The 3,632-nt window shown below is 35.2% G+C and carries 3 protein-coding genes; all 3 read right to left on the reverse strand.

Annotated elements, in window-relative coordinates; translation table 11 throughout:
* The coding region (pgk, locus tag ABZA26_RS10260; RefSeq protein WP_372714431.1) for a phosphoglycerate kinase at window positions 1-1,127 on the reverse strand (1,127 nt) is incomplete at its 3' end.
* Between the two features lie 88 nt (window positions 1,128-1,215).
* Complete coding sequence (gene gap / locus ABZA26_RS10265) at window positions 1,216-2,223, reverse strand: type I glyceraldehyde-3-phosphate dehydrogenase (RefSeq protein ID WP_372714432.1); 1,008 nt, start codon at window positions 2,221-2,223, stop codon at window positions 1,216-1,218.
* A gap of 206 nt (window positions 2,224-2,429) precedes the next feature.
* Entirely contained in the window at window positions 2,430-3,293 is an 864-nt protein-coding gene (locus ABZA26_RS10270; RefSeq protein WP_372714433.1) for an RluA family pseudouridine synthase, read from the reverse strand.
* Window positions 3,294-3,632 lie beyond the last annotated feature (339 nt).

Genomic DNA, 3,632 nt, shown 5'->3' on the forward strand with positions numbered 1-3,632 from the left:
CCACCAGTAGAGATATGAGTAAATTTATCTGCATATCCTAGCTGTATCGCTGCTGTAGCAGAGTCTCCTCCACCGATAATTGTAGTTGCGTCTTTAAGGTTTGCTATTGCTTCACAAACTCCTATAGTTCCCTTTGCAAAAGCTGGCATTTCAAATACTCCCATAGGTCCGTTCCAAACAACAGTTTTAGAACCTTCTAAAGCTTTTGTGAAAAGCTCTATAGAGGCTGCTCCTATATCTAGACCCATTTCATCCTCTGCCATATCTGCCACCGCTACTGTTCTGTGCTCTGCATCTGCAGCAAAAGCCTTTGCAGCTACAGTATCTATTGGAAGTATTAATTTTTCTCCGGCATTTTCCATAAGCTCTTTAGCTAGGTCAAGCTTATCTTCTTCACAAAGGGATTTTCCTATGTTTAATCCTTTTGCTTTAAGGAATGTAAACATCATTCCTCCACCTACGATAATCTTGTCAGCCTTGGCTATAAGATTTTCAATAACTGCGATTTTATCTGAAACTTTAGCTCCACCTAAGATTGCTACAAGGGGTCTTTCAGGTGCATCTACTGCTCCACCTATGAATTTGATCTCTTTTTCCATAAGGAATCCTGCTGCTGACTCTTTGATGTTTGATGCTATTCCTACGTTTGAAGCATGTGCTCTGTGAGCCGTTCCAAATGCATCATTTACAAAAACATCTCCAAGGGAAGCCCAGTATTTCCCTAACTCAGGGTCATTTTTAGATTCTTTCTTACCATCTATGTCTTCAAATCTTGTATTTTCAAACATCATAATTTCACCGGGCTTTATCTCAGATACAGCCGCTTCAAGTTCTGCTCCTCTTGTTACAGGTACGAATTTAACTTCCTTACCTAAAACTTCTGCCAGTCTTGCTGCGATAGGTGCCATTGATTTACTGGCTTTGTCCTCTTCTGTTTTTACTCTTCCAAGGTGAGAAAAAGCTATTACGCTGGCTCCCTGCTCTAGTGCGTAAGTTATTGTAGGAAGTGCTGCAGTTATTCTATTGTCATTTGTTATTTTTCCGTCTTTTAAAGGTACATTAAAATCTACTCTCATTAATACCTTTTTACCTTTTAATTCTAAATCCGTTATAATTTTTTTTGCCATTAGATTTCCTCCTGTTTTTTGAATATATATTTATAAAAGCTCTAAAAAAAAGCGGAAACCAAGGTTTCCGCTATTTATTTTTATTAAATTATTTAGAAAGTTCTACGAAGTACTTTAAAGTTCTGATTAGTTGAGCTGTGTAAGACATCTCGTTATCATACCAAGATACAGTCTTAACTAGTTGCTTATCTCCTACTGTCATTACTTTAGTTTGAGTTGCGTCAAATAATGATCCAAACTCGATTCCTACGATATCGCTTGACACTAGGAATTCTTCAGTGTATCCGTAAGATTCGTTTGCAGCAGCTTTCATTGCAGCATTTACTTCTTCTACAGTTACAGGTTTGTCTAATACAGTTATTAATTCAGTTAATGAACCAGTTGGTACAGGTACTCTCTGAGCAGCTCCGTCTAACTTTCCAGCTAATGCAGGAATAACTAAACCAATTGCTTTTGCAGCTCCAGTTGTGTTAGGAACGATGTTTGCAGCAGCAGCTCTTGCTCTTCTTAAGTCACCTTTTGCATGAGGTGCATCTAATGTATTTTGATCTCCAGTGTATGCATGAATCGTTGTCATTAATCCTTCAACTATTCCATACTCGTCGTTTAATACTTTTGCCATTGGAGCAAGACAGTTAGTTGTACAAGAAGCTCCTGATATTACAGTTTCTTCTCCTGTAAGAATGTCATGGTTTACGTTAAATACTACTGTAGGAGTTTCAGCATCAGCTGGAGCTGATATAACAACTTTTTTTGCTCCTGCAGTGATATGAGCAGATGCTTTCTCTTTTGTAGCGAAGAAACCAGTACACTCAAGTACGATATCTACTCCTAAATCTCCCCAAGGTAAGTCAAGTGGATTTCTCTGACTAAATACTTTTATTTCTTTTCCGTTTACTACGAAAGCTCCCTCTTTAACTTCGATCTCTCCGTTAAATCTTCCTTGAGCTGTATCATATTTGAATAAGTGAGCTAACATTTTTGCATCTGTTAAGTCGTTGATTGCCACTACTTCAAACTCAGGATTTTTAGTCATTAATCTTAACGCTAGTCTTCCAATTCTACCAAATCCATTAATTGCAACTTTTACTGCCATTTTAAAAATACCCCCTTGATATAATAAATTGAGTTTTATGTAAATTTTTTTTGTCGGCTTTTAACGAGTGAATGTAAATTACTCATTTCTTGTGTACACTTTTTGATCATCTTCTACACTTAAACTATATACTAAATTCTACCCTTTGTCAATTATCACATAGGGTTTAAAATTGAACTTTTTTGTGGTCAATTGCTAACCTTTTTTTAACTTAAAATTGCTTTCATATCCTCTGGTATTTCTATTTCTATTGTTTCCTGAAGCAGGGTATCTGGATTTGTAAATTCAAGCTTATAAGAATGAAGCATCTGTCTTTTTGCTCTCTCATCTTTTGCTCCGTAGAGTTCATCTCCAAGTATAGGATGTCCTTCTGATTCCATGTGTGCCCTTATTTGGTGCGTTCTTCCTGTAAAAAGTTCCAGCTCTACAAGGGTGAGGTCTTTTTCAGGATATCTCTTTATTACTTTTACAAAAGTCTTGGCATCTTGACCGCCTTTTTCCACAGACATCTCTTTTCTTCTGAGGTCATCTCCCTCTTTTCCCAGAGGTTTTTCTATCATAAATTCATCTTTTTCTACTATGCCTTTGACAATAGCCTGGTAGTATTTTTTTACCTCTGCCTTATCTTGCAGGAAAGCCTGGGTATATGCATTTTTGGCTACTACTATGATTCCTGTTGTATTCATATCCAGTCTGTTATAAAATCTGGGAGCCAAAATTTTTCCAGTTTTTTCATGCATATAATGAATTATCCCGTGTGCCAGGGTTTTATCTACTTTTTTCTGTGTTGGATGCACTATAATATACGGCTCTTTATCTATAAGAATAAGATTGTTATCCTCATATACTATATTCAAGTCCATTTTGATGGGTTTCATGTCGGTTCCCTTATCTTTTTCTTTTACCATAAGACGGTTGAGTTTCCTTACTTTTTTAGTTGTCTTTACCCTTTTTCCGTCAAGATAGCACTCTATATTTCTCAAACTTCTTCCTGAATATCCCTGTACTTCTCTTAGATATTGGGATATTTTATAATTGCTGTACTGGGGTTCTATTATAAATTTTTTCATTCGTCACCTCTCCACTATTTCTACACTTTTATTTTAACACAATTTAAGAGTTTTTCCTCAAATAAAAATGACTCTAAACTTCAAAGAGGCAAAACTTGAAAGAAAAAAAGCAGTCTTAAAAATAAAATAATAATTTTTTTAAAAAAAAATTGACATACAAAAAAAATGGATATATACTTTCAATATAATCCTAGAGAAGCATAAACAAGATATATGCTTAAAGGTGTAAAATAACGTTTTTTAAGACAAATTAAAATCAAATAATTTTAATTAAGTAAAAGGCATCTTTTGAGAAGAAATAAGGTTAAGCTTTATTTTACCCTTTTGAGATCTAAAGTC

The organism is Ilyobacter sp. (assembly GCF_041583315.1).
GTDB lineage: Bacteria > Fusobacteriota > Fusobacteriia > Fusobacteriales > Fusobacteriaceae > Ilyobacter.